Origin of the sequence: Delftia acidovorans NBRC 14950, assembly GCF_001598795.1 — a bacterium.
In the GTDB taxonomy this organism is placed as follows: domain Bacteria; phylum Pseudomonadota; class Gammaproteobacteria; order Burkholderiales; family Burkholderiaceae_C; genus Comamonas; species Comamonas acidovorans.
The window spans coordinates 98738-122853 of record NZ_BCZP01000002.1; the positions used below are offsets into that span (position 1 = coordinate 98738).

Below are 24116 nucleotides of genomic sequence, written 5' to 3' on the forward strand. Positions count from 1 at the left end.
CCTTGCCCGCGCGCAGGTCAGGCCTGATCGTTCATCAGCCGGTCAGGCCGCTGCGGCGGGCGCGCACGGCCCATGGCCGCTGAGCGCGAGGGGATTTCAGGGAATGCCGGTCCGGGGCAGAAACAGGGCCATGCCCGGCCGGCGGCTGCAGGGGGCGTCAGCCCTGCCAGCGGGGCCGATCGGGGCGCAGCAGCACGGCCGAGGCATGGCGGCGCAGCGGCTCGGCGAATGGCATGGGGGGAGGCGCCACCGGCGCGGCCTTGGCGTAGTGGGTGGCGACGGCCACCCAGGCATGGCACATGGAGCAATCGGCGCTGAGCGACGACGGCTGGCCCTGGTCCGCCTTCTTTGCCGGTTGCCCCGGTTCGGCGCCAGCGCCCGGATCTGCGCTGGCATGGCGCTCGGCGCCCATGCCATGCAGGCTCACGCCGTGGACATGGTGGCCGAAGTGCCGGGTCTCATGCCCGTCGTGCCGGCACAGTGCAGCGGCCGCCATCCAGCTCCACTGGAACAGCAGCGCGATCACGAGGACGGCGAGGGCGGCGAGACGGGGCCGGGTCATGGAGGAGGGCATGGGGCAGGTGGGGATTGTCGTGCATGGCGTTTGCCCACAACCACGACTCCCCCAAGCCGGCGAGTCTAGGGCCGTGCGGCGACCTGTGGCTGTCGGGCACATGACAAATTTGTCATCTTGGCAAACCATGCCCTTCCCCGACAATGCTCGGCATGAAAGTCCTGGTCATCGAAGACGAAATCAAGCTGGCCGACTACCTCCGCAAGGGCCTGACCGAGGAGGGGTTCGTGGTCGATGTCGCGCACGACGGCATCGACGGCCTGCACCTGGCCACCGAGCTGGCCTACGACCTCATCGTGCTCGACGGCATGCTGCCCGGCATCGACGGCCTGGCCGTGCTGGCGGCGCTGCGCCAGTCGCGCCAGACGCCGGTGCTGATGCTGACGGCGCGCGGCCAGGTGGAGGACCGCGTGCGCGGCCTGCAGGGCGGCGCCGACGACTACCTGGTCAAGCCCTTTGCCTTCTCCGAACTGGTGGCGCGCATGCATGTGCTGCTGCGCCGCAGTGTCGGCACGGCGCATCCGGCGGCCGAGGCCACCATGCTGCGCATGGCCGACCTGGAGCTGGACCTGATCCGCCGACGCGCCACGCGCGCCGGCCAGCGCCTGGACCTCACGGCCAAGGAATTCAACCTGCTGAGCCTGCTGCTGCGCCGCCAGGGCGAGGTGCTGTCGCGCACCGAGCTGGCCTCCCAGGTCTGGGACATGAATTTCGACAGCGAGACCAATGTGGTCGAGGTGGCGGTGCGCCGCCTGCGCCTGAAGCTGGACCAGCCCTTCGAGCAGCCGCTGCTGCACACGGTGCGCGGCATGGGCTATGTGCTGGAGTCGCGCGCACCGTGAACGCCAAGGCCCCCGCCGACATTCCCCACCTGGGCCGGCGCCTGTCGCGCTGGCTGGCGCTGCAGACCATGCTGGGCCTGGGCCTGGTGTGCGCGGCCGTCTACGGGGTGGCCTCGATGACGCTGGAGCAGCACCAGCACGAGACACTGGACCTCAAGCAGCAGGCCGTGCTGCACCTGATGACGGAAAGCCGCAGCGCCCACAACGAGGCCGGTCTGGCCCACATGCTGGACGACTTTCTCACGGGCCTGGACGAGATGTCGCTGCGCATCACCGACCTGCAGGGCCGCGTGATCTACGAGCGTCTGCGCATTCCCAAGACGCCGGGCCGCACGCTGCAGCGCAGCTTCGAGGTGGTGCTGGCCGACAGTGGCCAGCATGCACAGGCCCAGCTCACCCTGGACCGCGCCGACGATGACCGGCAGCTGTCCCTGCTGGCCTGGACGCTGGCCCTGGCCGCCGTGGGCGGCGCACTGCTGGTGTCGTTGACCGGCATCTGGCTGGTGCGCCTGGGCCTGGCGCCGCTGCGCGAACTGACCGAGCAGACGCGCCAGCTGTCGGCCCAGGACCTGCAGCGGCGCCTGGACGACAGCGGACAGCCGCAGGAGTTGCGCCCGCTGATCGCGCAATTCAACGCCTTGCTGGAACGGCTGGCCGTGGCCTACCGGCAGATGGAGGCCTTCAACGCCGACGTGGCCCATGAGCTGAACACGCCGCTGACCACGCTGATCAGCAGCTGCGAGCTGGCCCTGCGCAAGCCGCGCAGCGAGGCCGAGCTGCGCGAGGTGCTGGCCTCCAACCTGGAAGACCTGCGGCGCATGGCCGGCATCGTGGCCGACATGCTGTTTCTCTCGCAGGCCGACCGGGGCCAGGGCGCGCGCCTGGCGCCCTGGGCCAGCCTGGCCGCGCTGGCCCATGAGGTCATCGACTTCCACGAGGCCGCGCTGCAGGAGGCCGACCTGCAGGTCGTCGTCCAGGGCGACGCGGCCGCCGAGGTCGATGCGCGGCTGCTGCGCCGGGCGCTGTCCAACCTGCTGGGCAATGCCACACGCTATGCACAGCGCGGCTCCACCATCACCGTGCAGATAGGCGCACGGCCCTGTGCCCACCACGGCGGCGCCGGTGATGTGGCGCTGGCGGTGCTCAACCGGGGCCCGACCATAGCCCCCGCCGACCTGCCGCGCCTGTTCGACCGCTTCTACCGCGCCGACGCCGCGCGCAGCCAGGCCGACCGCAACCATGGCCTGGGCCTGGCCATCGTGGCCGCCATCGCGCGCATGCACGGCGGGCGCTGCTTTGCCGAGTCCGAAGGCGGCTTCACGCGCATCGGCCTGGAGCTGCCCGACAGCCCGAGCCCGCCGCGCGATTCCCCGGCCTGAACACAGGCACCGGAGCGGCGGCACAATGGCGCCCCATGACGCAAGATGCCCCCTCCTCCTACGCAACGCTGCTGGCCGAAGGCAATGCCCTGGTGGCCCAGGCACAGCGGGCCGCCACCCAGGATTTCGCCCAGGCCCGGGCGCTGTGGCAGCAGGCCGGCAAGCAGTTCTACCTGGCCCACAAGGCCGACCCCGACCAGGCCGAGGGCGCGTTTCGCCTGGCCCAGGCCTGGATGGCCGAAGCCCATGCGCTGCAAAAGGAAGAATCGCCAGACGCCGTGGTGATGTGGCGCAACGCCGCCGCGCAATGCGAGCTGGCGTTCGACCTGGAACCCGAAAACGGCCGCCTGGCCATGACGGCCGCCAGCTGCCACATGTTCGGCGGCCAGCATGACGCGGCCAAGGCCTGGCAGCAGATCGGCCAGCACCTGCTGCCGCCGGCGCCCGAAGGCGACGGCGCCTGAAGCCAGGCTACAGCGCGATCAGCTTGAACACGGCCCGCGCCGTGCACACGGCCTGGCCCGCGCTGTCCAGCACATTGCCCTCGCAGAACACGGTGCGCGCGCCTGCGCGCAGCACGCGGGCCTCGATCAGCAGGTCGGTGGTAGCCGAGGCGAGGAAATGCGTGCTCATCTCGATGGTCACCACGCCCAATCCCAGCGGGTTGGACGAGCGCGCGGCCGCGCTCAGCGTGAAGTCCAGCGCGCTCATCAGCGCGCCGCCATGGCCATGCCCCCGGCTGTTGGCCAGGTGCGGGCGCATGGGCAGGCGCGTGCGGGCCAGGCCGGGCGCCAGGCTCACGGGCTCCAGGCCGATATGGGACATGAAGGGCACGTCGATGCCGAAGTAGCCGCGCGCCAGCGCGGCGGCCTCCAGGTCCGGGGCGGTGGAGATTCCAACGGCGTTCATCCGATCTCCGCAATCGCCTGGCCTTCGGCCACCGGCTCGCCCACGGCCACGAGCATGCGGCGCACGACGCCTGCCACCTCGCTTTCCACGGGAATCTCCATCTTCATGGACTCCACGATGATGAGGGTGTCGCCCAGGGCGACGGTGCCGCCTTCGGCGGCTTCCACAGCGGCCACGAGGCCGGCGATGGGGCTTGTGATCATGTTCGGGGTGGTGGTCATGGGTAGGGCTTTCAAAGGTGGGCCAGCACGCGCTGGGCGATGCCGGTGTCGATGCGCAGGTCCAGGAAATCGGCGTGACCCAGGATGCGTTCGATGAAGGGGATGTTGGTCTTCACGCCCTCGATGCGGGTCTGCGCCAGTGCCTGGCGCAGCCGTGCGATGGCCTGTGCGCGGTCGCTGCCATGGGCTACGAGCTTGGCGACCATGGGGTCATAGAAGGGCGTGACGCTGCAGCCCTGGGCATAGCCGGTCTCCACGCGCAGGCCTTCGCCCTGGGGCATCTCGAAGCGGTCCAGGCGCCCTGGCGAGGGCAGGAAGCGCACGGGGTCTTCGGCATAGATGCGCGCCTCGATGGCATGGCCGCGGGCCACGGGTTCGGCGGGCAGCACATCCCGCATGCGCTCGCCGGCGGCCAGGCGGATCTGGGCCTCGACGATGTCGATGCCCGTGATCTCCTCGGTCACCGCATGCTCGACCTGCAGCCGCGTGTTCATCTCCAGGAAGACAAAGCCGTGCTGCGGCGTGTAGAGCATCTCCACGGTGCCGATCACGTCATAGCCCGTGCGCGCCAGCAGGCCGGCCAGCAGTTGCCGCATGTCGGCCAGGGCCTGCGCGGGAATGCCTGCGGGGCGGGCCTCCTCCACCACCTTCTGGTGGCGGCGCTGCACCGAGCAGTCGCGCTCGAACAGCACGCGCACCTCGCCATGGCGGTCGGCCAGCACCTGGAACTCGATGTGGCGCGGCGCCTCGATCAGCTTTTCCAGGTACAGCTCGGCCGTGCCGAAGTACTTGGCGGCAATGCCGCTGGCCTTGGACCAGGCGGCCTCCAGCTGCGGTGCATCGTGCGCGGGCAGCATGCCGATGCCGCCGCCCCCGCCTGCGGGCTTGACCAGCACGGGAAAGCCGATGCGCGCCGCCTCCGCCTGCGCCTCCTGCAGGCTGTGCAGCACGGCCGAGCTGGCCGCCTGCGGCATGCCCTGGGCGGCCATGAAGGCCCGCGCCTGGGTCTTGTGGCCCAGCGTGCGTATCCAGTGCGGCGAGGGGCCGATGAAGCACAGGCCCTGGCGCTGCACGGCCTCGGCGAAGTCCGCGTTCTCGGAGAGAAAGCCGTAGCCCGGGTGCACGGCATCGGCACCGGTCTCGCGCGCCACCTGCAGCAGCCGTGCCTGGTCCAGATAGCTTTGCGCGGCGGGCGCAGGGCCTATGCACACGGACTGGTCGGCCGCGCGCACATAGGGCAGGCCGGCATCGGCCTCGGAGTACACGGCCACGGATTCAAGGCCCATGCGCCGCAGCGTGCGGATCACGCGCGCGGCCACGGCGCCCCGGTTGGCGACCAGCACGCGGCGGATGGGGTGCGGGGCGCCGCTCATGCCGCCTCCGAGGGCGCAGCTGGCGCGGCGGCCACGGCCACCACCGCATCAACGATGACCGGCGCCTGCGCGCCGCGCGCCACGAGCACGGGATTGGCATCGACCGACTGCACGCGCCCGCCCTGGGCCAGCATCCAGTCGCCCAGCCGCACCATCATGGCAGCCACGGCGTCCAGCTCCACGGCCGGCATGCCGCGCACGGCCGCAAAGGCCGGGGCGATGGACAGGCGCGCAAGGGCATCCAGCGCCTGCCGCGCACTGAAGGGGGCGACAAGGAATTGCACGTCCCTGAGCGCCTCCACCAGCACGCCGCCCTGGCCGACCATGACCACCACGCCGAACTCGGCATCCACATGGGCACCCAGCGCCAGCTCGAAGTCGGCCTTGTGCTGGGCTCCCAGCAGCAGGCCGCCATCGGCCACGCCCAGGCGGGCCAGCGTGGCGGCGAAGTCGCCAAAGGCCTGCAGCGCCTGCTCCGCCTCGCGGATGTTGAGCCGCACCAGGCCATGCTCGGACTTGTGCGAGAGATCGGCGGACACGCCCTTGGCCACCAGGGGTCGTGGCAGGGACTCGATGGCGGCGCGCACCTCGTCCTCGCTCCTGCAGACCAGATGGCGCATCACCGGCAGGCCGGCGCGGGCGAGTTCGGACAGGCTGGAGGGCTCGTCAAGCGTGAGGGAGCGGGAGGCCGCCACCGGCACCGATGCCTCGGCAGACGGCACCTGTGCCTGCCTGCCACCGGCCTGCTCGGCCAGCAGCGCCAGGCCGCGCATGGCGGCGCGTTCGCTCCAGAAGGTGGGCACGCCCTGGTCCTGGAAGGCCTGGGCCACCCAGTCCTGGTTGACGCTGACCGCAATGGGCACGCCGGTATCGCGCGCAAAGCGGCTGGCCTGGCCCGCGAAGTCGGCGAAGTCATAGCCCTCGCCGCCGATCGGGAAGCCCACGTGAACGAGGTCCGCCGCACCGCTGCCCGACAAGGCCCGCAGCGTGTCGCCAAAGGTCTGCGGCCTGCCCAGCAGGGCCGTGGTCATGTCGGTTGGATTGCGCGCCGTGACATAGGACGGCAGGGCCTGGGACAGGCTGTCCAGCGTGGCGGCATCGAACGGCTCCAGGGCCAGGCCGTATTCCTCGGCCGCGTCGGCCGACAGCACGCAGGTGGCGCCCGAATTGCTGATGCTGACCACGCGGCGACCGCGCGGCGCGGGCTGGGACAGGAACAGCGGCGCGTAGTCGATCAGCTCGCGGAAGTCGGCCAGGCGCGGTATGCCGTGCTGGCGCAGGAAGGCATCGGCCAGCGCGTCCTCGGCCGCCAGCGCGCCCGTGTGCGAGCTGGCCGTGGCCTGGCCTGCGCGCGTGCGGCCGGCCTTCACGGCCAGGATGGTGACGCCGCGCGCATGGGCCAGGCGCGCGGCCTCGGCCAGCCAAGCGCTTTGCCTGAGCGTCTCGATGTAGAGCACGACCAGGCGGATGCCTTCGTCCTCGACCACGGCGCGCACGGCCTCGGCTGCGCAGACATCGGCCTCGTTGCCCGTGGACAGCATGTAGCGCACGCCGATGCCCGCGCGGCGCAGGCCGCCGTAGAGAATGGCCGCGCCCGCACCGCTCTGGCTGACGATGGCCACGGGGCCGTCGGCCGGCGCGTTCTCGTTGATCATGGTCGAGAAGTTGAGGATGGCGCCCGTGGCGAAGTTGGCCACGCCCTGGCAATTGGGGCCGAACAGGCGCAGCCCGCCGCCTGGCGCCCGGCGCGCCCGCGCCACCAGGTCGGCCTGCTGCCGGCGACCCTCCTCGCCCAGTTCGGCAAAGCCGGACGAATAGATCACGGCCAGGCGCGCGCCCACGGCCACGCAGTCGTCGATGGCGGCGGCCACGTCCTCGCCGGGCAGGCTGATGACCACGGCATCGGGCGCCTCGGGCAGCGCGCGCAGCGAGGGGTAGGCGGCCAGGCCCTGGACCTCGGCGCGCTTGGGATTGACGGGCAGGATGCGGCCTGCGAAACCATGGCGCCGCAGGTAATCGATGGGCCGGCCACCGGCCTTGATGGGATTGTCGGAGGCGCCAAGGATGGCGACGGAGCGGGGGTTCAGTGCTTGCAACAGAGACATGCGTACCTCATCAATCCAAAGACAAGGCTTCGCGCTGGATGACTTGGCCCCAGTCGGCCACCTCCTTGGCGATGCGCTGGCCGAACGGCGCGGGCGGCATCATCACGGGCTCGCCCTGGCTGCTGAGCACGGCGCGGATGCGTGCGTCCTGCAGCACGCCCCTGGAGGCCTCGTAGAGCCGGTTGACGATGGCCGGCGGCGTGCCCGCAGGCGCCAGCAGGCCGGCCCAGAAGGTGACGTCGAAATCGGCATAGCCGGCCTCGGCCATGGTGGGCACCTCGGGCAGCTGCTGCATGCGCCGGGGCGCGGTGACGGCCAGCGCCACGAGCTTGCCGTTGGCGATGTGGGGCAGCGCGCTCCAGGTGTCGAACTGCGTGTCCAGCTCGCCGCTGAGCACGGCCATCTGGGCCTGCGATGCGCTCTTGTAGGGCACATGCGTGGTCTTCACGCCCGTGCGGTTGCTCCAGGCCGCATAGGCCAGGTGGGCGATGTTGCCGGGGTCGGCAGAGCCGTAGCTGAGCTTGTCGGGATGGCCCTTGGCGAAGGCGATCACATCCTTGGCCGAGCGGATCTGGTGCTTCTGCGCCCACTCGGGGTTGACGGTGAGGATGAAGGGCGCATCCAGCACCATGGTGATGGGCGCGAAGTCCTTGGCGCGGTAGGTGATCTTCTTGTAGATCTGGGGGTTGATGGTGATGCTGCTGGAGTTGGTGACCAGCAGGGTGTAGCCGTCGGGCGCGGCGCGCGCCACCTCGCCCACGCCGATGGCGCCGTTGGCGCCGGGCTTGTTCTCCACCACCACGGGCTGGCCCAGCGACTTGCTCAGCGGCTCGGACAGCGCACGTGCAATGGTGTCGGTGAACGAGCCTGCAGGAAAGCCGACCACGATGCGCACGGGGCGCGTGGGCCACTTGTCCTCCTGGGGGGCCTGGGCCTGGGCCGCCGTCGCGGCGCACAGGGTCAGGCACGGCGCCAGGCACAGGGCCAGGGCGGTGCGGCGCGAGGGCGCGCGCGGTTGTCTGGTTGCCATTGCTTTGTCTCCTTGGGTTTTTATGCGTTCAGGGCCGCAGGCCGAACTGCGGCGCTCCGGCCTCGCGCAGCGGCGCGGCCAGTTCCACGAATTCGCTGAGCAGGGCGCGCGTGTCGCGCGGATCGATCACCTCGTCGATGCCGAAGGCCTCGGCCGTGCGGAAGGGCGAGGTCAGGCTGCGCACGCGCTGCTCGATCTCGGCGCGCTTTTGCACGGGGTCGTCGGCGCCTTCGATCTCGGCCTTGTAGGCCACCTCCAGCCCGCCCTCGATGGGCAGCGAGCCCCAGTTGGCCGAGGGCCAGGCATAGCGGAAGTTGAAGCGGCCCATGTGCTGGTGGCCGGCCGCCGCCACGCCGTAGGCGCGGCGGATGAGGATGCTGCACCAGGGCACGGTGGCCTGGTAGACGGCGGCCAGGGCGCGCACGCCGTAGCGCATGACGCCGGCCTTCTCGGCCTCCACGCCGATCTGGAAGCCCGCGATGTCCACCAGGTTGACCACGGGCAGGTGGAAGGTCTGGGCCATGTCCACGAAGCGCGTGAACTTCTCGGCCGAGGGGCCGTCCCAGCCGCCGCCGTAGAAGTACGGGTCGCTGGCCACCACGGCCACGGGCCAGCCGTCGATGCGCGCCAGCCCGGTGACGATGGCCCGGCCCCAGTGGCGGCCCGTCTCCAGGAAGGAGCCCTCATCGACCAGGCATTCGACAATGGGCCGGATCTTGTAGACCTTGCGGCCATCACGCGGAATGGCCGACAGCAGCCATTCGTCGCGCCGCCGCGGGTCGTCCTGCGGCGCGGTGCGCGCAGGCAGCTCGTACACCGACGAGGGCAGGTAGGACAGGAAGCGGCGCACGCGCTCGAAGGCCTCCTGCTCGGTGGCCACCTCGTCATCGACCACGCCGTTGCGCGTGTGCACCTGGCTGCCGCCCAGCTCGTTCTTGGTCACGTTCTGGCCGATGCGCGCCACCACCGGCGGGCCGGCATTGAACAGCTGGGCGGTCTCCTTGACCATCACCGAGTAATGGCTGGAGGCCACGCGCGCCGCGCCCATGCCGGCCACCGAGCCCAGGGCCAGCGAGACCACGGGCACGGTGGACAGGTTCTGCACCACCTGGCTCCAGACCTTCATGGTGGGCACGCTGGTGTAGCCCTTGGTCTCGATGTTGCGCACCGAGCCGCCGCCGCCCGTGCCGTCCACCAGGCGCACCATGGGCAGGCGCAGGTCGTGCGCCATCTTCTCGGCAAAGATCAGCTTGTCGCCCACGGCGCCGTCGTTGGCGCCGCCGCGCACCGTGAAATCGTCGCCCACCACGACCACGGGCCGCCCGCCCACGCGCGCCCGCCCCATGATGAGGTTGGAGGGCGTGAAGTCCGTCAGCCTGCCCAGGCCGTCGTACTGGCCCGAGCCGGTGAGCGAGCCCACCTCCACGAAGGACTGCGCGTCCGTGCAGGCATCGATGCGCTCGCGCACCGTGAGCTTGCCGGCGGCCTTGTGCCGCGCCACCTTGTCCTCTCCGCCCAGTTTGGCCGCCAGTGCGCGGCGGTATGCGATCTCGTCCACTTCGGGTTGCCAGCTCATGTCGTCGTGTCTCCTTGTGCCTGTGGAGATGCACAAGGCGTGCCAGAACGCAGCGCGTTGAATTCAAAGGATTTTTTCCACGGTCGACCTTCACGTGTCCACATCAAGGACAACCTCGAAGACACGGGTTGGGCACTGTCTTTAATGGAGACACCACGGGGACAGACCCGTGGCCTGCGCGCCGCTAGAGTGCGTTCACCCCAGCCACTGCCCACCATGCCCATGCCCAGCTCCCCCGACCACCGATTCGGCGTTCTCGTGTGGCGACGCGACTCGCCCGAGCCCGTGGCGCGGCTGGGCCTGGCGCAGGAGCCGCTGCTGCATGCAGCCGTCACCGAGGCCCTGGCCCGCGCGCACGGCGACGGGCACAACCCCATCGGCCATGGCCAGTTGCTGCACGTGGAAACACCGGGCCCGCGCGGCACGGTGGCCCGCCATGTGGCCGTGGTGCTGGCCGATGCCGAGGGCGAGGTCGCCCTGCTGCGCCCGGCCGACGAGGCGGCGGCGCTGTTCGACATGGTGGCCAGCGTGCCCTTCGCCTTCGCCATCCTCAACATGTTCCTGACCAACCCGTACCAGGCGATCACGGTGGCCGACCATGAAGGGCTGATGCGCTACATCAGCCCCGTGCACGAGAAGTTCTTCGGCCTGGCGCCCGGCACGGCCGCAGGCCGGCGCGCGGAGGACGTGATCCCCAACTCGCGCCTGCCCCACGTGGTGCGCAGCGGCCGGGCCGAGATCGGCGACCTGCAGCAGCTGGGGCCGGGCGTGAGCCGCATCGTCAACCGCATGCCGGTTTACGAGGGCGGCGCCGTGGTGGGCGCCGTGGGCCAGGTCAGCTTCAGCGGCGTGGAGGCACTCAACCGCATGCAGCAGCGCCTGAACCAGCTGCATGACGAGGTGCAGCACTACAAGCGCGAACTGAGCCAGCTGCGCGGCGGCACGCCCACGGCGCAGATGGTGGGCGCCAGTGCCCCCATGCAAAGGCTGGCCCGCGAGATCGACGCCGTGGCGCGGCTGGACGTGCCCGTGCTCATCCTGGGCGAGAGCGGCAGCGGCAAGGAACTGGTGGCCCAGGCCCTGCATGCGCGCGGGCGCGATGCCGACGCGCCCCTGGTCAGCCTCAACCTCGCGGCCCTGCCGGCCACGCTGATCGAGTCCGAGCTGTTCGGCTACGAGGCCGGCGCCTTCACGGGCGGACGCAGGCAGGGACAGCCCGGCAAGCTGGAGCAGGCCGAGGGCGGCACGCTCTTCCTCGACGAAGTGGCCGACATTCCCATGGAAATCCAGGTCAAGCTGCTGCGCGTGCTGGAGGACCGCCAGGTGCAGCGCCTGGGCGCGCACAGCGGCCGGCAGGTGAACTTCCGCATCGTGGCCGCCACGCACCGCGACCTGCGCGGCCTCATCGACAGCGGCCGCTTCCGGCTGGACCTGTTCTACCGCCTCAGCGGCGTGGTGCTGCATGTGCCCGCCCTGCGCCAGCGCCTGGAGGACATCCCGGCCCTGGTGCAGCGCTTTGCCCAGTCGTTCTGCGAGCGCAACGGCATTGCGCTGCCGCGCATCGCGCCTGGCGTCATGCCCTACCTGGCCCGCCAGGCCTGGCCCGGCAATGTGCGCCAGCTGCGCCAGCGCGTGGAAGAGGCCCTGGTGTTCTGCGACGGCCACCTGCTGGGCGTGGACAACTTCGCGCGCCATGAGGACCCGCTGGCCGGCGCACGACCTTTGCCCGTTGCCGAGGCCGACATGCCCTCCACCGGCGCCGTGGCCCCGCTCAAGGACCAGGAGCGCAACGCCATCCTCGACGCCATCGCACGCTGCGGCGGCAACAAGAAGCTGGCCGCGCAGGAGCTGGGCATCTCGCGCTCCTACCTCTACAAGGTGCTGGGCGCGGCATCGCCCGGCTGAGCCTGTCGGGCCGAGGGCAGGGAATTCGAGACAGCGGCTGGCCGCGCCGTTGCCATACTAGGCACCCCGTACCCCCTGCCGTCCCTGCCGCACCTGCCGCACCCGGCGCCCCGAATGCAAGACACCCGAGACGCGCTCGAACAGCGCCAGATCCCCATCTACTTCGCCGCCGTGGCCCTGGCCGCAGTTGCCGCCTGGGCGCTGCCCGGCACGGGCGTGCTGGAGCGTGCCATCAACCCCGCACTGGCGCTGATGCTCTATGTGACCTTCTTGCAGGTGCCCGTGGCCGAGCTGCGGCGTGCCTTTGGCCAGGTGCGCTTCCTGGCCGCGCTGATGGTGGCCAACTTCATCATGGTGCCGGTGCTGGTCTGGGCCCTGCTGCAGTTCCTGCCCGCCGACCCCCTGCTGCGCCTGGGCGCGCTGCTGGTGCTGCTGGCGCCCTGCATCGACTACGTGGTCACCTTCTCCCACCTGGGACGCGCCGATGCGCGCCTGCTGCTGGCAGCCACGCCGGCCCTGCTGATCGCGCAGATGCTGGCCCTGCCCGGCTACCTGGGCCTGTTCCTGGGCGACGACGCGGCGCGGCTGGTCCAGGCGGGGCCTTTCCTGCATGCGTTCGTGTGGCTGATCGCCGTGCCGCTGGCCCTGGCCGCTGCCACCCAGTTGTGGGCGGCCCGCAGCCGGCGCGGCGCCAGCGCCTCGGCATGGCTGGGCCTGCTGCCCGTGCCGGCCACCGCGCTGGTGCTGTTCGTGGTGATCGCCTCCGTGCTGCCCCAACTGGGCCCTGCCACGCACGCGGCCTGGAGCGTGGTGCCCGTCTACGCGGCCTTTGCGGTGGCGGCGCCCGCGCTGGGCTGGCTGGTGGCGCGCGCCTTCCGGCTTCCAGCGCCCGCAGGCCGAGCGGTCGCGTTCAGCGCGGGCACGCGCAATTCGCTGGTCGTGCTGCCGCTGGCCCTGGCCGTGCCTGGCGCCATTCCCGTGCTGCCGGCCGTCATCGTCACGCAGACGCTGGTGGAGCTGCTGGCCGAGCTGGCCTATGTGCGCGTGATTGCGCTGTGGGGCCGGGACCGGGAGCCGGCCCTGGCCCGCGGTCAACGCGATGACGCCGCGCCATAGGCCTGGCGCAGCTGCGCCATGTTGTCCAGCAGCGCCGTCGGCCCGGCGCTGCCCATCAGGTACCAGCCCTTGGGATCGAGGAAGACGACCTGCCCCTTGCGGCCGGCCGCCGTGGCGTGGATCTGCGCGTTGTCGAACACCTTGCGCGAAGCCATGATCTCGCCGCCGCCTGCCGCTTGGCCCGTGGCCGTGTTGCGGTCGATGACGTAGATCCACTCGGGGTCCAGCCGCGCCACATCATCGAAGCCGTAGGCGGTGTCGCGGGCTGGCAGTTGCGCAGCCGATAGCGCCGAGCGCGCGCCGAACACATCGAACAGAAAGCCGAAACGCGATCCCGGCGCCTGCGGCAGGAGCTTGTCGTTCACGGCCATCAGCAGCAGGCCCGGCGCGGCCTGCGAGGCCTGGGCACGCAGGCCCTGCAGCTCGGCGTGGATGCGCTGCACCAGCGCACGGCCCTGCGCCTGGCGGCCGAACAGCAGCGCCAGCGTGGCGATGTTGCGTTCGATATCGGCCAGCATGTGCTTGCCGCTGACGCTCAGGTCCAGCGTGGGCGCGATGCGTCCCAGCACCTCGGCCTTGCCGGCCGAGCGCCCGCCCACGATGATCAGGTCGGGTGCCAGGCGGCTCAGCGCCTCGTAGTCGGGCTCGAACAGCCCGCCCGCCGCAGGCCGCTGCGCGAAGCTTTCCAGATACTGGGGCAGCTGCGCCCGGGGCACGCCTGCGACTGCCGACGCGGGCACGCCCAGCGCATGCAGTGCATCCAGCGCCCCCAGGTCATAAACCACCGCGCGCCGGGGTGCGCCGGGCAGGCTGGTCATTCCCCCGGCATGCCGCACGGACAGCGGGGCCGCCACCGCAGTCCCCAGGAACAAGGCCGGCAAGGCCAGCGCCGCCGCGCGGCGCGTGATATCGAAGGTCATGGCAAAGAATCCCAGGAAAAAATGAAAGGAGTTCCGGCGTCCGGAGGCGGGTGCCGCGCCGGGAAGCGGCGCGGCCTGATCCGCAGGCCACGGGCAGCGGCCGCCCTTGCGGCCGGGATGCCTAGAACTTCACGTTCATGCCGATCCAGTAGCGCCGGCCGTCCTGCACCGTGGCGTAGTCCTCGTAGTACACGTCCTTGTCGAACAGGTTGTAGATGCCTGCGTAGAAGGTCACGTCCTTGCTGTAGTTGTAGGAGCCGCCCATGTCGAACATGGCATAGCTGCCAGCCACCCAGGTGCGCGCCGAACGGCCGCCCGTGGGCTGGCTTTCCTTGCCCCGGTAGGACAGCTTGGCCCAGCCCGCCCATTGCTGCGAAGGCTTCCAGTTCAGCGCCAGGTTGAGCATGTGGCGCGGCAGCTGGCTCAGCGGCTGTCCCGCGAACTCGCCGCTTTTTTGCTCGGACTTGGTGAAGGTGTAGCTGCTGCTCAGGTCCAGCGTGCGCGCCAGCGGGGCCTTGAACGTGGCTTCGATGCCGCGCGTGATGGCCTTGTCGATATTGACGTTGGTGGTGGGCGTGTTGCCCGAGGAATTGGCCGGCCCGCACTCGGGACAGGCGATGCGCGTGATCTTGTCGTTGAACTCGTTGTCGAACACCGTCAGGCCTGCCGACAGGCCGGCGCCGTTGTTGTAGAGCACGCCCAGTTCCTTGCTCAGCGAGGTTTCGGGCTTCAGGTCGGGGTTGCCGTAGATGTTGCCGCCGCGGCTGGACTGGCCCCAGTCGCCCAGGGTCTGGCGCAACGAGGGCGCGCGAAAGCCGGTGGACACGCCACCCTTGACGGTCCATTGCGCGTCGAGGTTCCACACGCCATACAGGCGCGGGCTCCATTGCGATCCGCCCTTGCTGTCGTGGTCGTAGCGCAGGCCGCCGGTCAGGGCGAAGTTCTCGCGCAGGCGCCACTCGTCCTCGGCGAACCAGGCGTACTGCGTGCGATCGGCCGTGGTGCGCGCCGAGCCCGGCAGCGTATTGGTCGTCGTGTCGCGCAGGTCCTGCTGGTTGTAGTACACGCCCGTGGTCAGCAGGTGCTGGCGGCCCAGCGGCGCCACCCAGCTGCTGTTGAACACCGTGTTCCTGATGGTCATGTCGCGCGACAGGTTGCGCGTTTCCTCGCGCTGCAGATAGGTGTCGGAGGAAGCCCAGCCCCAGCGGCCCTTGTGCTGCAGCGAGTAGTTCTCGCGCTCGAACTTGCGGTCGCTGGGCGCATCGGTGGGCAGCAGGGTCATGCCAGGCGACGAAACGAAGTGCTGGCGCGAAGTGCCGATCTCGGCGATCAGGTCGTGGTCCTTGCTGGGGGTCAGCGCCAGGCGCAGGTTCAGCGAACGGTTGTCGCTCTTGTTGTAGCCCTGGTAGATGCGGTCCTGGTCGCGCTTGCCGTAGTTGCCGTACAGGCTCAGGCCCAGCAGGTCGGTCTTGATCGGGCCTGACAGGTAGAAGTTGGTCTGGTAGGCATCGCCCGAGGTGGAGCGCTCCTGCAGCGTGGCGTCGGCACGCACCGAGCCATGCCAGTTCTTCGCCACCTTGCGCGTGATGACGTTGATCACGCCGCCCATGGCGTCCGAGCCGTACAGCGAGGACATGGGGCCGCGCACCACCTCGATGCGCTCGATGGCCTCCAGCGGCGGAATCCAGCTCTGGTCCGTGCCCGTGCTGCCGTTGGTCTGGGTCTCGCGCGTGCTCATGCGCTTGCCGTCCACCAGGATCAGGGTGTAGTTGGCGCCCATGCCGCGCAACGAGATGTCGTTGGAGTTGTTGTCCGAGGGCGTGAGGATCACGCCGGGCACATCGCGCAGGGCATCGTGCAGGTTGCGGTAGGCGCCCCGCTCCAGTTCCTGGCGCGTGATCACCGAGATCGATGACGGCGCCTGGCTGATCTCCTGCTCGAAGCCGCTGGCCGTCACGACCAGGGTTTCCAGTGTCGCCCCGCCTGCTGCCTGGGCCAGCGCGCTGCCCGAGGCCAGCAGGCCCAGGCAGGCGCCCAGCGCGGTGCGGCGCAGGGGAACGACGGTGGAGGGAAACGAAGCACGCAGGGAGGTGCAAAGGGCGGACAGGGCAAAGCCACGGCCCGCCGCGGGGGCTGTGCAGTTGTGCATGGGAAAGCTCGCAAGAAGAATCACGGACGGTCGAACGACCGGGGTGCGCATCCGCTCTGTTGTTTTTGATGAGTGCGAATCGTTCTTATTTTATTTTCCCCTCGACAACGGCCTGGCCGACGGCAGCGCAGCTGCTGTTTTTCTTTACAAGCGGGCCGATCTGTGAGCAATTCATTCAGGATGCTGAATGTTGCCTTGTTCATCAATGACATGCAGGGCCGCCAGTGCCCGGGCGCGTGCAGCGCCCGGCACGATTCACGGCGTTCCGGCGAGCACGGCGGCTTTGTAAAGTTGGCCCGCTGTGGCCCGCAGGCAACATCCTGATACGAAGATCAAGCCCACAGCCGCCCCGCATTGGAGACCAGGAACAGCACCAGCCCCACGGCACCGCCGACCACGGTGCCGTTGATGCGGATGTACTGCAGGTCCTTGCCGATGTGCAGCTCGATCAGCTCGGACAGCTCGCGCGCATCCCAGCGCCGCACGGTATCGGCGATGTGCTGGGCCAGGAACTGCGAGACATCGGGCGCCAGCGCCTGGGCCCAGCGCTTGAGGCGCTCGTTCATGGAACTGCGCAGCGCCTCGTCGTGCGCCAGCGACTGGCCCAGCCAGCGGCCCATGGCGGCTGTCTTGCGCGCCACCTGCGAATGCTCGTTGGCCAGGTCCGCCTGCAGCTTGGCGCGCAGGCCCAGCCACAGCGCCCGCAGGTAGCCGGCCAGCTTTTCGTCGTGCAGCAGGTAGTGGCGCAGCCGCTCTGCGCGCTCGGACATGGCGGGGTCGGACTGCAGCCGCGTGACCAGCCGGTCCACGGAGGCGTCGAAGGCCTTGCGCATGTGGTGCTCGGGGTTGCTGGCGATGTCCTGCAGCAGGCTGTCGAGCGCGCCCGCAATGGCGCTGGCGCCCTTGTCGCTGAGCCAGTCCGTGGGCAGCATCTTTTCCTTGAGCGGATGCTCGCGCTTGAGCCACAGCACGATGGTCTGGGCGATCAGCACATGGGTCTCGGCCTCGCGCAGCACGCCGCTGACGCGGGCCAGCACATCGTCCAGCACGGCCTGGTGGCGGCCGTCCTTGGTCAGGCCCGACAACAGATCCGCCGCCGCGCGGGGCAGGTCCACCTGGGCCAGCAAGGCCTTGAATGCCTGTGTCAGAAAGCGTTCCACCTGCCGGTCCTGCACCATCTCCAGCGCCGCCAGCGCCAGCCGCGCCACCTGCCGCCCCAGCAGGGTGCTGTTGGCCGGCGTGGTCAGCCAGCCGGCCAGCACGCGCGCGGGATCATGGCGCTCGATCAGCGCCACCAGCGAAGGGCCGTCCAGGAACTTGTCGCGCACGAAGTTCGCCAGGTTCTCGCCGATGCGGTCCTTGTTGCGCGGGATGATGGCCGTATGGCGCCCGACCAGGGGCAGCGGAATGCGCCGGAACAGCGCCGACACCGCAAACCAGTCGGCCAGCGCGCCGACCAGCGAGGCCTCGGTCACGGCCTTGATGCAGGCCAGCCACAGCGGCACCTGCTGCCAGTGCCCCGCCGCCACGGACGAGGCCACGAAGCCCAGCGCCACGAACAGCAGCAGCGCCAGCGGCAGGCGCTTGGCCGACTTCAGTGTTTGACGTTGCTCTGGCGACAGCATGGAGCGCAGCATACGACGCCCGCCCGCCATCCGCATGGCGATGCCTGCCGCCAAAGCCTGTCAGCCAGCGCCTGCCTGCGAATTGCGCGGACAATACCGGCTTTCTTCAGAACCCTCTTGCGAGAACAAGACCATGACCGACGCCAACGCACCCGCCGATCGCCCCGCACTGCCCGACCATCTGTCCATCGACCCGCGCAGCCCGCACCACGTGGCCGCCGTGTTCGAGCACGACATCGGCATCCGCTTCAACGGCAACGAGCGCTTCGATGTGGAGGAATACTGCGTGAGCGAGGGATGGATCAAGGTGCCGGCCGGCAAGACGGTGGACCGCAAGGGAAAGCCCCTGCTGATCAAGCTCAAGGGCGCCGTGGAAGCGTTCTACCGCTGATTTCCGGCCGGTCGCAAGGCCGGCCGCAACCTCTTCAGGAATCAGCGGGCTTCAGCCCGCATCGGCCCGCGGCGCCGGCGGATTCCTGAACTTCTCCCGCAGCTCGGCGCAGTGGTCCTTGGCGGGCAGGGCATCCGTCTTCTGCAGCCAATCCACATCCGAGGCCTGCGCCACCGATGTCTCCCCCGCCTGCGCCACGGCCACCTTGGCGCCTGCGGCCTCGGGCAGCCAGGTGGGAATGCCCACGCCGCGCAGCACGTGGCCGCGCCCGGCCACCAGCAGCACGGTCTTGCCGGGCTTGACAGCGGCCCTTGCCACCTCGGCCATGCTGGCATCGCGGGCCAGCTGGATGCGGGCCATGGGCGCCAGCTGGGTGTCGGGCAGCAGGCCGCAGTGGCCTTCGCGGATGGCGTCGAGCTGGCGCTGCCAGCCCTCGGGCGGCAGGTGGGTGTCCAGGTTCTCGTTGCGCATGGCCTGCTTCATGTCGGCGCGCGGCAGGTTGCCGCCCAGCACGGGCACGCCCGCGCGCACGGCGGCCATGACCACGCCGCGGTAGCGCGGCCAGGGCCAGGCCGCGTCCTGCCATTGCAGGGCCTGCTGCACCGCGTCCTCGGAGGCATCGCGTGCCAGGCTGGCCGTGGAGCCCGTGCGCGGCGCCATCTCGATCACCAGCGCGGCCAGGCGCTCCTGTTTTGCCAACTGCTCCACCGTGGCCTGCTGCCAGGACTGGTGGGCGACCGCATCGTGCTGCTCGCCCAGCAGCACGATGGGCGCGTCGGACCAGCGCTGCAGCTGCTGCGTCCAGTCCCGCGCCGGGGCGGAGGAGCTGGCGCAGCCGGCAAGGGCTGCCGCCAGCAATGCGGCCGCAGCCAGGCCGGCAAGGCGCGGGGTGCGGATGAAGGGGCGGGGGATGGAGCGGACTTGCATGGCCCCATGCTAAACACTGGCCTCGCCCGGGGACGCCATAGGCCCTGTGGGCGTTGGGGGCAGTTGAAAGGATCCTAGGAATCGGGGCGGGAGCACGGCGCAAACGGGTGGCGCTTGATTCAGGTCAAGACGCGCAAATGTGCGGTGGCTACAGTGCAACCATGCATGGCAAGCCCTCGCTTTCGACCAAGCTGCTGCTCATGGGCGCGGCCTGCCTGCTCGCGGCCGTGGCATCGATCGGTTTCACGCTGTGGGTGGCCTGGCAGCTGGAAGGCGGTGCGGCGGCGGTGAACGAGGCCGGGCGGCTGCGCATGAGCATGGTGCGCATGGCCATGGCGCGCCAGAACGAGGCGCCTGCGCAGTGGCAGGAGCGAGCACGGCAGTTCGACGCCAGCCTGGACCTGCTGCGCAGCGGCGACATGTCGCGGCCGCTGTTCGTGCCCTGGAGCGATGCGGTCAGCGCGCGCTACGAGCGCATACGCGGCGACTGGAGTGCGCTGCGCACGCAGTGGCAGGCCGAGGACCATGTCGATGCGCAGGCCATCATGGGCAGCGCCGATGCCTTCGTGCGCGAGGTGGACGGATTCGTCGAGGCCATCGAGGACCGGCTCTCGCGCTGGACGGCCATCCTGCACCTGTTTCAGATGTGTCTGATGGCGCTGGCCATCATCGCGGCCGTGAGTTTCATGGCCACCAGCTACTGGCTGGTGCTGCATCCCGTGGGCCAGCTGCGCTCGGCGCTGGAGCGCATGCGCCGCGGACACCTGGACACGCGCATGAGCGTGGAGGTGGACGACGAGTTCGGCCAGCTGGCCGCAGGCTTCAACCTCATGGCCCAGTCGCTGCAAAGCTCGCACGCCGAGCTGGAAGACAAGGTGCGTGAGAAGACCGCCAGCCTCAATGTGCAGCACCAGCAGCTGCAGGCGCTGTACGCGGTCAGCGTGCAGGCGTCGGAGGCCGCCAGCCTGCAGTCCCTGGCCGAAGGCTTTGTGCGCCAGGTCCGCCTGGCGGCCCAGGCCGATGCGGCCACGGTGCGCTGGTCCGACGAGGCCAACGAGCGCTACGTGCTGCTGGCCGGCGACGGCCTGCCCCAGTCCATGTCGGTGCAGGAGCACTGCCTGCACACGGGAGCCTGCCTGTGCGGCCAGCCGCGCGAGCAGGCGCGGCTGCGCGTGATCCCCATCACGCCAGCCAGCGACCTGCAGCTGCCGCACTGCCGCGAGGCCGGCTTCGAGACCGTGGTCAGCATCCCCGTGCAACTGCAGCAGCGCCTGCTGGGCGAGGTCAACCTGTTCTTTCGCTCCACCGTGGTGCTCACGGACGACATGCGCGACCTGCTGTCCGCCATGGCGCGCCACCTGGCCAGCGCCATGGAAAGCCTGCGCGCCACGGCGCTGGAGCGCGAGGCCGCCGTGGCCGAGGAGCGCGGCCTGATCGCGCGCGAGCTGCATGACTCCATTGCCCAGTCGCTGGCCTTTCTCAAGATACAGACCCAGCTGCTGCGCGACGCCGTGGCCAAGGGCCGCGACGAGGCGCGCGACCGCAGCCTGGGCGAGCTGGAAGTGGGCGTGCGCGAATGCTATGCCGACGTGCGCGAGCTGCTGGTGCATTTCCGCACGCGCACCAGCGCCGAGGACATCGAGGCCGCGCTGCGCGCCACGCTGTCCAAGTTCGAGCACCAGACGGGCATTGCCACCTCGCTGAGCATGTCGGGCCAGGGCCTGCCGCTGGCGCCCGACGTGCAGATCCAGGTGCTGCACATGGTGCAGGAGGCGCTGTCCAACGTGCGCAAGCACGCGGGTGCCAGGCATGTGGAGCTGCGCGTGGGACGCCACCCCTGGCGCTTCGAAGTCTGCGACGACGGCTGCGGCTTCGTCCCCGCCGCCGTTGCGCCGGACTCGCTGCATGTGGGCCTGGGCATCATGCGCGAGCGCGCCCTGCTGGCGCAGGCGCTGGTCCATGTCCACTCCCGCCCAGGCGAGGGCACGCGCGTGCTCATCGAGCTGCCGCCGTCGGCCTCGGCCGGCGCGTCAGCGCAGGCCCTCCCCTCGAACGCGTGACACGCTCCCGCAAGAAAAAGACCGCCCCATGTCCTTCTCCAGCCCCATCTCCGTCTTCGTCATCGACGACCACACGCTGTTCCGCCGCGGCCTGATCGCCCTCATCGCCCAGGACGCAGGCCTGCGCGTGGTCGGCGAGGCCGGCGACGCGGGCGAGGCCCTGCGCCTGGTGCCCGCGCTGGCGCCCCAGGTCATCCTGCTGGACAACCACCTGCCCGGCGTGCTGGGCGTCGATGCCATCGCGGGCCTGCGCGCGGCCTCGCCCGGCAGCCGCGTCGTCATGCTCACCGTGAGCGAGGACGGCCAGGACCTGGCGGCCGCGCTGCGCAACGGCGCCCAGGGCTATCTGCTCAAGACCATCGACGGCGACCTGCTGTCCGAGGCCCTGCGCCGCGCCGCGCGCGGCGAGCCTGTGGTCAGCCCCGAGATGATGGGCAAGCTGGTGGCCGCCTTCCAGTCCCAGGGCGCGCCCGAGCCCCAGGCGCCCGAGCCGGACGAGGCCCCGGCCTCGCCGCTGTCCCCGCGCGAGGAAGAGGTGCTGGTCCAGATCGCCCGAGGCGCCAGCAACAAGGAAATCGCCCGCACGCTGGACATTGCCGAGACCACGGTCAAGATCCATGTGCAACACATCCTGCGCAAGCTCGGCCTGAGCTCGCGCGTGCAGGCGGCGGTGTATGCGTCGGAGCGGCAGCGGGATTAGCGGCCTACGCTGTGGCTGAAGCCCAACCATCCCCCGCACACCGCAGCGCCCACACCCAGGCCAGCGCGGCCGCCACGGTCAGCCCGGTGAGCATGGCCGCCGCGCCCATGGCGTCCAGCGCCACGCCGGCCGCCAGCGGCACCAGCATGCGGCTGGCGGCGAAGAGGCTGGCCTGCAGGCCGTAGTCGAAGGCCTGCCAGCGCGGGCGGGCGAATTGCATCATCAGTCCGAAGACGCAGGCCGAGGAGGCGCCCATGGCTGCTGCCACGCAGGCCACGGCCGCGACCAGGCCCGGGGGCGGAGCGCCGGCTGCGATGACGGCGGCCAGCAGCGCCAGCGCCGCCACGTTGCAGCCTGCATACAGGGGCAGGGCGCGCCGGGTGCCCAGGCGGCGCGTGAGCAGGGGCGAGGCTGCGCCCGCCAGCGCAGCCACCACGCCGCCGCCCATGCCGGCCAGCAGGGCGGCCTGGGCGGGCGCGAAGCCGTGGTCCAGCATCAGCGGCTTGAGGTAGAACCAGGCCGCGCCGATGAAGGGAAAGTAGCTGACCAGCACCAGGGTCCAGCGCCAGGCGCCGGGCTGGGCGCCATAGCCGCGGACCATGGTGGCCAGTCCAGCTTTGGGCGCAGGCAGCAGCACAGGCGAGGGCGCCTCCCCGGGCTCATGACGCACCACCCAGGCCAGCAGCAGGGCGCCCAGCGCCAGCGCGCCGGCCAGGCAGAGGAAGGGCGCGCGCCAGCCCCATTTCGCCTGCATGAGCAGCATCATCCCGCCGCCCACGATGGCGCCCAGCGACAGCGCGGCCGCGCGCACGCCCCCGGCGCGCATGCGCTCGGACGCGGGCAGCAGGCGGATGGCCAGGGCGCTGACGGGAATGTCGGCCCAGGTGGCGGCCAGCGCGGCCGCGAAGGCCAGGCCGAACAGCCACAGGCGCTCGGCCAGCAACTGCTGCCAGCCCAGGGCCAGCAGCACGGCCGCATAGGCCAGGCACAGGGCCAGCGCCCAGGCGCGGTAGCGCGGCTGGCCGTTCGCGCTGCGCGCTTCCACGGGCGCGGCCAGCGCGAACTTGATGAGCGCGGGCAGCCCCGCCAGCTGGAACAGGCCGATGGCCGTGCCCGACCAGCCATGCTGGCGCATGACCAGGGGCAGGCCCAGCCACAGGTAGACGCTGGGCGCCGTGAGCGCCAGGTGCAGCCAGCCGAAAAGCGCCTGGAGCAGCCAGACAGGGCGGGGAGCTGCGGCCTTCATGGCGCGGCCTTGCGCGCCACGAGCACGGCCAGCGGCGCCATCGGAAACTCGCGCGACTCGATGCGTTCGATGCGCTCGAACCCGGCCTGCGCCAGCAGCGCCTGCAGCTCGCCGCGCCGGGTCACGCTGCGGCCCAGCAGGCGCATGGGCAGGTAGTAGGGCAGGGTGCGCAGGGCGGCTTCGGGCGTCTCATCCACCTCGGCATGGGCGCAGACGAAGACGCCGCCGGGCGCCAGCGCGTCGAACACCTTGGCGACCACGGCTGCCGCATCGGGCACGAAGTGCAGCACGGACGAGCACCAGACCAGGTCGTAGCCGCTGCCTATGCCGTCCGTGGCCAGGTTGCCGCCCAGCGCGGTGAAGCGGTCGGACAGGCGGGACTGGCGGGCGTTGTCCGCCGCCACGGACACGGCCTCGGGCCAGTCTAAGACGCTGGCCTGCAGCGCGGGCTGCCGGCGCAGCAGGGCCAGCGCGATCCAGCCCGGGCCGCCGCCCAGGTCCAGCATGCGGCGCATGGCGCCGGCCTCGGGAACCTGCTGCAGCAGGTTCAGCGCGGCAGGCACGCTGACGGCACGCTGCTCCTGGCCGATCTGGGCGCGTGCGGCGGCGGCCCAGCCTTCGGCATTGCCCGTGGCCAAGGGGGCGCTGCAGGCCGAGCCGTCCCCGGCAGGGCCGTGCTCGACCAGGCCGCGCAGCAGCGTGGCGGAGTGGCGCAGCGAGCGCAGGCGGAACAGCCAGGCCGGGCCGCAGGACTCGGGCGATGCGCTGTGCAGGTAGCGCAGCGCGTCGGTGGCCAACAGGTAGCTCACGGGCTCGTGCTGGCCGCGCCGCAGCAGGCCCATGCTCCACAGCAATTCCAGCCAGTGGGAGGTATTGGCCTCGTTCCAGCCCTGGGCCTGGGCCAGCTCGGCCGGCGTCTGGGGCGTGGCCAGCCGGTCCAGCGCCCCCGATTCGAGGGCCAGCACCAGGGCCTCGGCCTGGATCGGGGCGGCGGCCAGGTCCCACAGCGGTTGCAGGGCGTGAGAGGGGGTGTGGGTAGGGGATTCACGGCGGGGTGTATTCATCGGA

Annotated in this window: 22 protein-coding genes; 9 read left to right on the forward strand and 13 right to left on the reverse strand. The window is 70.6% G+C overall.

Annotation, left to right across the window (positions count from 1 at the left end):
- Positions 1 to 157: 157 nt before the first annotated feature.
- A complete protein-coding gene (locus DA1_RS03155) occupies positions 158 to 562 on the reverse strand; it encodes a hypothetical protein (protein WP_034398107.1) in 405 nt (134 codons plus the stop codon).
- A gap of 164 nt (positions 563 to 726) precedes the next feature.
- Here DA1_RS03155 and DA1_RS03160 point away from each other — a divergent pair, with 164 nt between their 5' ends.
- From DA1_RS03160 to DA1_RS03170, 3 genes are read left to right on the forward strand one after another with little or no spacing between them, the layout of a single operon-like run.
- Positions 727 to 1416, forward strand: a complete 690-nt coding sequence (locus tag DA1_RS03160; RefSeq protein ID WP_169807217.1) for a heavy metal response regulator transcription factor — start codon at positions 727 to 729, stop codon at positions 1414 to 1416.
- Entirely contained in the window at positions 1413 to 2795 is a 1383-nt protein-coding gene (locus DA1_RS03165; RefSeq protein WP_034390011.1) for a heavy metal sensor histidine kinase, read from the forward strand. The genes DA1_RS03160 and DA1_RS03165 overlap by 4 nt, the downstream gene beginning before the upstream one ends.
- A gap of 35 nt (positions 2796 to 2830) precedes the next feature.
- The gene (locus DA1_RS03170) at positions 2831 to 3259 is read left to right on the forward strand and encodes a hypothetical protein (protein ID WP_013804407.1); all 429 of its coding nucleotides are present in this window, start codon (positions 2831 to 2833) and stop codon (positions 3257 to 3259) included.
- 7 nt (positions 3260 to 3266) lie between these two features.
- On the opposite strand, the gene DA1_RS03175 is transcribed toward DA1_RS03170, so the two are convergent.
- Genes DA1_RS03175 through DA1_RS03200 form a run of 6 tightly spaced genes read right to left on the reverse strand, consistent with a single transcriptional unit; the run spans position 3267 to position 10009 of the window.
- Positions 3267 to 3704 (reverse strand): PaaI family thioesterase, encoded by a 438-nt coding sequence (locus DA1_RS03175; protein ID WP_012203025.1) that lies wholly within the window; start codon positions 3702 to 3704, stop codon positions 3267 to 3269.
- Positions 3701 to 3925, reverse strand: coding sequence for an acyl-CoA carboxylase biotin carboxyl carrier protein subunit (locus DA1_RS03180; RefSeq protein ID WP_012203026.1), 225 nt, complete (start codon positions 3923 to 3925; stop codon positions 3701 to 3703). Before DA1_RS03180 ends, DA1_RS03175 begins: the two co-directional genes overlap by 4 nt.
- Positions 3926 to 3936: 11 nt before the next feature.
- A complete protein-coding gene (locus tag DA1_RS03185; RefSeq protein WP_034390013.1) occupies positions 3937 to 5298 on the reverse strand; it encodes an acetyl-CoA carboxylase biotin carboxylase subunit in 1362 nt (453 codons plus the stop codon).
- Entirely contained in the window at positions 5295 to 7403 is a 2109-nt protein-coding gene (locus DA1_RS03190) for an acetate--CoA ligase family protein (protein WP_034390014.1), read from the reverse strand. The genes DA1_RS03185 and DA1_RS03190 overlap by 4 nt, the downstream gene beginning before the upstream one ends.
- A 10-nt stretch (positions 7404 to 7413) precedes the next feature.
- Complete coding sequence (locus DA1_RS03195) at positions 7414 to 8433, reverse strand: tripartite tricarboxylate transporter substrate binding protein (protein WP_034390015.1); 1020 nt, start codon at positions 8431 to 8433, stop codon at positions 7414 to 7416.
- Between the two features lie 28 nt (positions 8434 to 8461).
- Positions 8462 to 10009 (reverse strand): acyl-CoA carboxylase subunit beta, encoded by a 1548-nt coding sequence (locus DA1_RS03200; protein ID WP_012203030.1) that lies wholly within the window; start codon positions 10007 to 10009, stop codon positions 8462 to 8464.
- A 222-nt stretch (positions 10010 to 10231) separates the two neighbouring features.
- Between DA1_RS03200 and DA1_RS03205 the strand changes: the two genes are divergently transcribed.
- Together DA1_RS03205 and DA1_RS03210 are read left to right on the forward strand one after the other, a co-directional pair.
- Positions 10232 to 11914, forward strand: a complete 1683-nt coding sequence (locus tag DA1_RS03205; RefSeq protein WP_034390017.1) for a sigma-54 interaction domain-containing protein — start codon at positions 10232 to 10234, stop codon at positions 11912 to 11914.
- 114 nt (positions 11915 to 12028) lie between these two features.
- Positions 12029 to 13030, forward strand: coding sequence for an arsenic resistance protein (locus DA1_RS03210; protein WP_034390019.1), 1002 nt, complete (start codon positions 12029 to 12031; stop codon positions 13028 to 13030).
- Here the strand turns inward: DA1_RS03210 and DA1_RS03215 are convergent.
- Both DA1_RS03215 and DA1_RS03220 read right to left on the reverse strand, forming a co-directional pair.
- Positions 13006 to 13950 (reverse strand): siderophore ABC transporter substrate-binding protein, encoded by a 945-nt coding sequence (locus tag DA1_RS03215; RefSeq protein ID WP_034390021.1) that lies wholly within the window; start codon positions 13948 to 13950, stop codon positions 13006 to 13008. The genes DA1_RS03210 and DA1_RS03215 overlap by 25 nt on opposite strands.
- A 121-nt stretch (positions 13951 to 14071) precedes the next feature.
- Positions 14072 to 16099 (reverse strand): ligand-gated channel protein, encoded by a 2028-nt coding sequence (locus DA1_RS03220; protein ID WP_034390023.1) that lies wholly within the window; start codon positions 16097 to 16099, stop codon positions 14072 to 14074.
- Here DA1_RS03220 and DA1_RS30210 point away from each other — a divergent pair.
- A complete protein-coding gene (locus DA1_RS30210) occupies positions 16098 to 16265 on the forward strand; it encodes a hypothetical protein (RefSeq protein WP_155294169.1) in 168 nt (55 codons plus the stop codon). The two genes, DA1_RS03220 and DA1_RS30210, sit on opposite strands and share 2 nt — an antisense overlap.
- 166 nt (positions 16266 to 16431) lie before the next feature.
- Here DA1_RS30210 and DA1_RS03225 read toward each other — a convergent pair whose 3' ends face one another.
- Positions 16432 to 17736: a DUF445 domain-containing protein gene (locus DA1_RS03225; RefSeq protein WP_080736788.1), complete on the reverse strand. Its 1305-nt coding sequence runs from the start codon at positions 17734 to 17736 to the stop codon at positions 16432 to 16434.
- A 121-nt stretch (positions 17737 to 17857) separates the two neighbouring features.
- On the opposite strand from DA1_RS03225, the gene DA1_RS03230 reads away from it, so the two are divergent.
- On the forward strand, positions 17858 to 18115 hold the full coding sequence (locus DA1_RS03230) for a DUF3297 family protein (RefSeq protein WP_013804396.1): 258 nt from the start codon (positions 17858 to 17860) through the stop codon (positions 18113 to 18115).
- A gap of 51 nt (positions 18116 to 18166) precedes the next feature.
- On the opposite strand, the gene DA1_RS03235 is transcribed toward DA1_RS03230, so the two are convergent.
- Entirely contained in the window at positions 18167 to 19042 is an 876-nt protein-coding gene (locus tag DA1_RS03235) for a ChaN family lipoprotein (RefSeq protein ID WP_034390024.1), read from the reverse strand.
- Positions 19043 to 19203: 161 nt separating this feature from the next.
- Here DA1_RS03235 and DA1_RS03240 point away from each other — a divergent pair, with 161 nt between their 5' ends.
- Positions 19204 to 21102: a type IV pili methyl-accepting chemotaxis transducer N-terminal domain-containing protein gene (locus DA1_RS03240; protein ID WP_034398111.1), complete on the forward strand. Its 1899-nt coding sequence runs from the start codon at positions 19204 to 19206 to the stop codon at positions 21100 to 21102.
- Between the two features lie 28 nt (positions 21103 to 21130).
- Entirely contained in the window at positions 21131 to 21802 is a 672-nt protein-coding gene (locus DA1_RS03245; RefSeq protein WP_012203037.1) for a response regulator, read from the forward strand.
- A 4-nt stretch (positions 21803 to 21806) separates the two neighbouring features.
- Here DA1_RS03245 and DA1_RS03250 read toward each other — a convergent pair whose 3' ends face one another.
- Entirely contained in the window at positions 21807 to 23048 is a 1242-nt protein-coding gene (locus DA1_RS03250; protein ID WP_034390026.1) for an MFS transporter, read from the reverse strand.
- On the reverse strand, positions 23045 to 24112 hold the full coding sequence (locus DA1_RS03255; protein WP_034390028.1) for a class I SAM-dependent methyltransferase: 1068 nt from the start codon (positions 24110 to 24112) through the stop codon (positions 23045 to 23047). Before DA1_RS03255 ends, DA1_RS03250 begins: the two co-directional genes overlap by 4 nt.
- Positions 24113 to 24116: the final 4 nt, after the last annotated feature.

Excerpts from the sequence above, each read along its gene's own strand:
- DA1_RS03155 (WP_034398107.1), bottom strand. The coding sequence starts at position 562 with ATGACCCGGCCCCGTCTCGCCGCCCTCGCCGTCCTCGTGATCGCGCTG.
- DA1_RS03160 (WP_169807217.1), top strand. The coding sequence starts at position 727 with ATGAAAGTCCTGGTCATCGAAGACGAAATCAAGCTGGCCGACTACCTC.
- DA1_RS03170 (WP_013804407.1), top strand. The coding sequence starts at position 2,831 with ATGACGCAAGATGCCCCCTCCTCCTACGCAACGCTGCTGGCCGAAGGC.
- DA1_RS03175 (WP_012203025.1), bottom strand. The coding sequence starts at position 3,704 with ATGAACGCCGTTGGAATCTCCACCGCCCCGGACCTGGAGGCCGCCGCG.
- DA1_RS03180 (WP_012203026.1), bottom strand. The coding sequence starts at position 3,925 with ATGACCACCACCCCGAACATGATCACAAGCCCCATCGCCGGCCTCGTG.
- DA1_RS03185 (WP_034390013.1), bottom strand. The coding sequence starts at position 5,298 with ATGAGCGGCGCCCCGCACCCCATCCGCCGCGTGCTGGTCGCCAACCGG.
- DA1_RS03190 (WP_034390014.1), bottom strand. The coding sequence starts at position 7,403 with ATGTCTCTGTTGCAAGCACTGAACCCCCGCTCCGTCGCCATCCTTGGC.
- DA1_RS03195 (WP_034390015.1), bottom strand. The coding sequence starts at position 8,433 with ATGGCAACCAGACAACCGCGCGCGCCCTCGCGCCGCACCGCCCTGGCC.
- DA1_RS03200 (WP_012203030.1), bottom strand. The coding sequence starts at position 10,009 with ATGAGCTGGCAACCCGAAGTGGACGAGATCGCATACCGCCGCGCACTG.
- DA1_RS03205 (WP_034390017.1), top strand. The coding sequence starts at position 10,232 with ATGCCCAGCTCCCCCGACCACCGATTCGGCGTTCTCGTGTGGCGACGC.
- DA1_RS03210 (WP_034390019.1), top strand. The coding sequence starts at position 12,029 with ATGCAAGACACCCGAGACGCGCTCGAACAGCGCCAGATCCCCATCTAC.
- DA1_RS03215 (WP_034390021.1), bottom strand. The coding sequence starts at position 13,950 with ATGACCTTCGATATCACGCGCCGCGCGGCGGCGCTGGCCTTGCCGGCC.
- DA1_RS30210 (WP_155294169.1), top strand. The coding sequence starts at position 16,098 with ATGGGAAAGCTCGCAAGAAGAATCACGGACGGTCGAACGACCGGGGTG.
- DA1_RS03220 (WP_034390023.1), bottom strand. The coding sequence starts at position 16,099 with ATGCACAACTGCACAGCCCCCGCGGCGGGCCGTGGCTTTGCCCTGTCC.
- DA1_RS03225 (WP_080736788.1), bottom strand. The coding sequence starts at position 17,736 with ATGCTGCGCTCCATGCTGTCGCCAGAGCAACGTCAAACACTGAAGTCG.
- DA1_RS03230 (WP_013804396.1), top strand. The coding sequence starts at position 17,858 with ATGACCGACGCCAACGCACCCGCCGATCGCCCCGCACTGCCCGACCAT.
- DA1_RS03235 (WP_034390024.1), bottom strand. The coding sequence starts at position 19,042 with ATGCAAGTCCGCTCCATCCCCCGCCCCTTCATCCGCACCCCGCGCCTT.
- DA1_RS03240 (WP_034398111.1), top strand. The coding sequence starts at position 19,204 with ATGCATGGCAAGCCCTCGCTTTCGACCAAGCTGCTGCTCATGGGCGCG.
- DA1_RS03245 (WP_012203037.1), top strand. The coding sequence starts at position 21,131 with ATGTCCTTCTCCAGCCCCATCTCCGTCTTCGTCATCGACGACCACACG.
- DA1_RS03250 (WP_034390026.1), bottom strand. The coding sequence starts at position 23,048 with ATGAAGGCCGCAGCTCCCCGCCCTGTCTGGCTGCTCCAGGCGCTTTTC.
- DA1_RS03255 (WP_034390028.1), bottom strand. The coding sequence starts at position 24,112 with ATGAATACACCCCGCCGTGAATCCCCTACCCACACCCCCTCTCACGCC.